This is a genomic window from bacterium, assembly GCA_036524115.1.
GTDB lineage: Bacteria > JAUVQV01 > JAUVQV01 > JAUVQV01 > DATDCY01 > DATDCY01.
In genome coordinates this window covers 1-4,539 of sequence record DATDCY010000074.1, presented here as the reverse complement: position 1 = coordinate 4,539, position 4,539 = coordinate 1, and the positions used below count along the sequence as shown (strand labels likewise).

Sequence of the window (4,539 nt, the reverse complement as noted above, 5' to 3'; positions counted from 1 at the left end):
TGGCGGTGCCGGCATGCGCCTTGAGCCAGGCTCGCCAGGCGCGGCGAGTTACGACTTCGAGGAGTCGGGAGGGGCCGAGTTCCTTAGGCTCTTTCGGCACGTGTCATGGCCGAGGTGATGGCGACGGTGCGGACGCTGACCATTGTCACGCGGGCGAGGAGGTCGATGACCTTCTCCTTGTAGTCGGCAAAGCGGTAGGTGTTGAACTTCTCGCGGATGGTCGGGTCCTTGGGTTTCTTTTCCTTGTACTGGTCGAGGATCCATTCAAGGGCGGAGCGGTTGCCCAGGCGGTAGTCCCAGGCTTCGGGCGGGATGCCGGCGAGGGTCGTGCGGGAGTCGAGGGCGATGCGGCCGGCCTCCTTGTCAGCTTTGAGCATGGCCTTGGGGGCGTGGCCGTCGTCCGCGGCGTCGGTGCGCTTGAGTTTCCAGGGTTCGACGGTCTCGTAGCCGATGTGCAGCTCCATCAGTTCTTTGCCCCAGGCGGCCCATTGGTGGAAGTCGGGGTAGAAGGGGATGCGCGGGAATTCGCGCTTGAGGTTGAGGGCGTATTTGTCGCGGTAGACGGGGTCGTGGAGGACGGCGTAGATGTAATGGAAGATGTCTTCTTTGGTGATCGGCGCTGTGCCGATCCCTCCGGGACGATCGCCTCCGGGGTCCTGTCGCTGCGGACCCCCACGGTGCTCGCTCGACGCTCCGCCCCGCGGGGGTCCCCCCCTCCGCGCCACCCCTGCGGCAACGGAGCCGGAATAGTGCTTCCGGAACTGGTCCAGTGCCCAGTCGGTGATGTTGTCGATGCGCTGGCCGGCGTCGTAGCGCCAGAGCGCTAGAGTCTGAGCCGCACTCGGCATGAAGACGTCCTTGTTCGGCAAGTCTCGAAAGGCAATTACTCCGAATTCTGAACGCTCCTCGGCGGCAAAGCAGAACGCTTTGTTTGGGCCAGCACCAGCGCCGAAGAGCTGCGGCACTTGGTAGAGCATTTCGTTCAGGTGCCGATCAAAGTAGAGGCGTCGTTTCACAAAGGGCCGGTAGTAGCTCTCAGCGATAGATCCTTTCGCAAAGCGATAGAACGTTCCTTTGTCGAGGTCTCTTTTCACGGCCCGCGTCCACTTGATGCTCATGTCCTGAGGATCGCCCATGCCGGTGGCGCCGGGGTCCCGAGGCGCACCCCGGTCGACAGAGGCCTTTCGGGGGACGGCGCGAACGGCGGCTTTGGCCGCGGAAGAGCGGGCGACTTCGTTGTTGTAGGCGTCGATCAGGAAGCGGACCTTTGACTCCAGAGCGCCGGGGTCGTCGTCGTAGACCCATTCATCGCGGTTCGTCACGACGCCGAGGGAATAGAGCTTGAAGATCGCGCGCTCCTGCGACGGCTTCTTCGCGGCCTTTGTCTCCTTGCTGGCGATCGGGAGGAGGGTGTCGAAGTCGTTCTGCGTCAGGTTGATCCAGTTGCTGGTCTTGTCTGGGCGGATCTCCTCGAAGGGGATCTTCGTGAGCGCGGTGCCGCCGAGGAAGGTCAGCTTCTCCTCCGCGGTCTCAAGTTCGGGGCGGCGGGCGTAGAAGATGCGGCAGCCCTGGGCCTTCTTGCGCTTGACCAGGAAGCTGATCGCGACGCCGGTCTGGATGCCGAAGACATTGTGCTTCGTGCCGGAGAGCTTCGGGTTGGCGCGGACGTCGCCGCCGAGGTCAACGATGTGGATCTCGCTGAACTCCTGCCCGACGACCTTGCGGAAGCCGTCGAACGTGCGGCTCTCGATGAAGCTCCGGTTCGAGACAAACGCCACCACGCCGTTCTCGTCCACGCGGTCGCTGGCCCAGCGGAAGAATCTGGCGTACATGTCGTAGAGCTTCGTCTTCTGGGCGGTGCTCTCCTTGATGTACGTGTCCTTGATGCGCTTGTCGATGTCCGGGTACTCGCGGTTCTTGTTGTTCTCGTTCTCGTTGAGCTGGTTGGCGTTGTACGGCGGATTGCCGATGATGACGCTGATCCTGCGGCGGTTCTGGCGCTTGATGCGCTCGACGTTCTCCTCGCTGACCGCGCCGAAGAGGTCCTCCTGGTGCCCGCTGTACTTGCGCAGGCCGGCGACGTTGTCCAGCGTGTCGACGAAGCAGAGATTCGGGAACTCCAGGTACTCGCCGGTGATGGCGGCGTAGGTCGCCTCGATGTTGAGGTTGGCGACGTAGTAGGGGAGGATGGCGACCTCGTTGGCGTGCAGCTCCTCACGGTACTTGTGCCGCAGCTTCGCGGGCTGGCCGCGGAAGTGCTCGATCAGCTCGCAGATGAAGGTGCCGGTCCCGGCGGCCGGGTCGAGGATCTCGACGTCCTTGTCGATGAGGGTGCGGCCGAAGTGCTTCTCGCAGAGGTGGTCGGCGCTCTCGATCATGAAGCGCACGATCTCGTTGGGCGTGTAGACCACGCCGAGCCGGTCGGCGGCCTTGCGGTTGTAGACCTTGTAGAAGTTCTCGTAGATGACCTTGAGGAAGGTCTGCTTCTCGTGGTGGCTGCCGATCCGGGCGGCGCCGGCGCGGATCGCGGCGTAGTAGGGCGCCAGCCCGCGGAGGGTGCGCTTCTTCACGTCCCCGGTGAAGAACGTCCCCTCCAGCGCGTACAGCTCCTTCGCGACGTTGTTCTGCCGGTGGAAATCGTCCTCGCCGAAGACCTTGGAGAAGATCTCCTCGGTCAGCACGTGCTGGATGAGCATCTCGCGAACGTCGGCGTCGGTGAGGCTGGGGTTGATCGTTTCCTGGGCGTGCTTGAGGAATCGCACCGCGGCCTTGCGGAAGGGGGCGTTGCCGGCAGCCTCCTTCTCGATCATCTCGCGCAGGGCTTCGAGCACCGCGGGAAGGTCGGTGGCGAACTGCTCGACCGCCTTGCGGAATTCGGAGATCTCCGGGCGCTCGTACTTGAAGAAGAGCCCGAGGAGGAGTTCGAGCCTGGCGACGTCGTCGACGGGGGCGCGCATGACGAAGCTGCCGTCCTGCATCAGGACGACTTCGCGCGAGTCCTCGAAGAGGATGTTGTCCTGCGGGTAGCCGCGGCGCAGCTTGTGCTGGATCTCGGCGTCGAGGTCGTCCTTCTCGTCCTTGGCCTCCCAGTAGCCGAACGGCATGCGCAGGGCGTGGAGGAGGGCGCCGTCGACGTAGCGGCGCTCCTTGGTCTTCGTCTCGATCTCGTACTCGGGGATGAAGACGAGGTCGTGCGAGCGCGCGTAGCCCTTGAGCAGGTCCTTGAACGCCTCGCGGACGACCGACTCGCGGTGGGTGCCGGAGACCTTGCGCAGGTCGGCGAGCTGGTTGAGATAGCGCTGGATGAGGAGCTGGCTCACGGGGCTGCTTCCCTCGGCTTCACGGCAAGTCGAGGGCGAGTCGCAGCGCAGTGTCCAGGTCCGGAGTCCTGCCCGGGTGCAGAGTGCCGATGTAGTCGGTCAGGGACGATTTCGGCAGGCTCACGAGTTCGTCGCAGTGAATGCTCGATTCGTGCTTGAGACCCTCATCCGCGCCGACGGCAACCTGCGTGAACAAGCCGTCATGCTGCGAATAGACCGGCGCGCACACGACGGTCGAGAAGCGGGAGTCGATCAGCACCTGGCGGCTGACGACGAGGAAGACCCGGGATCTGCGCGGATCGCGCGCCGAGGGGTGGTGCACGCGGTAGAAGTCGCCGCGTTTCACGGCAGCACCTGATAGGAAAGGACGTCCGCCGCCTCTTCGTTCAGGTGCTTGGCGCGCCGGTTGATGATCGCCAGATCGTGGGAGTTCTGCCGCTCGCGGACGCGCTGGGCGATGTAGGCTCGGACCGCCGTCTCGATAAAGTCCGAGCGGTTCTTCCTGGGGCCGGCCTGCTGGTCGATGGCCTCGAGAAGGTCCTCGGCGAGGGTGATAGATGTCTTGACTTTCATACCACCAAAATACGGCGAGACACCGGCGATGTCAATGGCAGGAATGTGCCCAGAACGGTCAGTCTCGTCTGCCAGAGCGGATGAGTCTTCTCTGTTTCATCGCTCAGCCGCCCCCCCGGAAGCGCTCCGCCGCAGCCGCCTTGCCGATGCGACTTCGCGGAGCTCAACGCATATGCCGCACGCGTGCAGAGCTTCATGCAGTCGGGCCTGCCCGACGACGACGTGCTGCTCTACTTCCCCATCTTCGACCGCTTCGCCGAACGCCCGCGAGCGCGCGGTCGCCAGGCGGCTGGAAGTGGCTTCGCCATGACGGGCCAGGCGCCGGCTGGCGGCTTCACGTCACAGGGGTTCAGCACGGAGGGTCAGACCGCCGCGCTGCTCGACCACTTCGACGCCATCCCGCCGTACGACAGCTCGGCGTTCCGGATGGCGGCCGAGCGGATGCTCGAGCGCGGGTACATGTACGATTACGTGAGTGACAAGCAGCTCGCCGGCACGCGGACCATCGGCGGGCGACTCATCACGAGCGGCGGGGCACGCTATCGCGTCGTGCTCGTCCCCGCGCCGAAGTTCATCCCGCTCGAGACGATGGAGCAGCTCGTGAGCCTCGCGCGCGGCGGCGCCACCGTCGCGTTCTATCGTGGGC

Annotated in this window: 4 protein-coding genes; 1 reads left to right on the top strand and 3 read right to left on the bottom strand. The window is 64.5% G+C overall.

The annotated features are described in order from the left end of the window. Window positions 1-83: 83 nt before the first annotated feature. From VI078_03480 to VI078_03470, 3 genes are read right to left on the bottom strand one after another with little or no spacing between them, the layout of a single operon-like run. Window positions 84-3,320, bottom strand: a complete 3,237-nt coding sequence (locus tag VI078_03480; protein HEY5998345.1) for a type ISP restriction/modification enzyme — start codon at window positions 3,318-3,320, stop codon at window positions 84-86. 19 nt (window positions 3,321-3,339) lie between these two features. Continuing rightward, window positions 3,340-3,666, bottom strand: coding sequence for a type II toxin-antitoxin system PemK/MazF family toxin (locus VI078_03475; GenBank protein ID HEY5998344.1), 327 nt, complete (start codon window positions 3,664-3,666; stop codon window positions 3,340-3,342). Continuing rightward, a complete protein-coding gene (locus VI078_03470) occupies window positions 3,663-3,893 on the bottom strand; it encodes a ribbon-helix-helix domain-containing protein (GenBank protein HEY5998343.1) in 231 nt (76 codons plus the stop codon). Before VI078_03470 ends, VI078_03475 begins: the two co-directional genes overlap by 4 nt. A 183-nt stretch (window positions 3,894-4,076) precedes the next feature. On the opposite strand from VI078_03470, the gene VI078_03465 reads away from it, so the two are divergent. Then, a partial coding sequence (locus VI078_03465; GenBank protein HEY5998342.1) for a hypothetical protein occupies window positions 4,077-4,539 on the top strand: 463 nt, incomplete at its 3' end.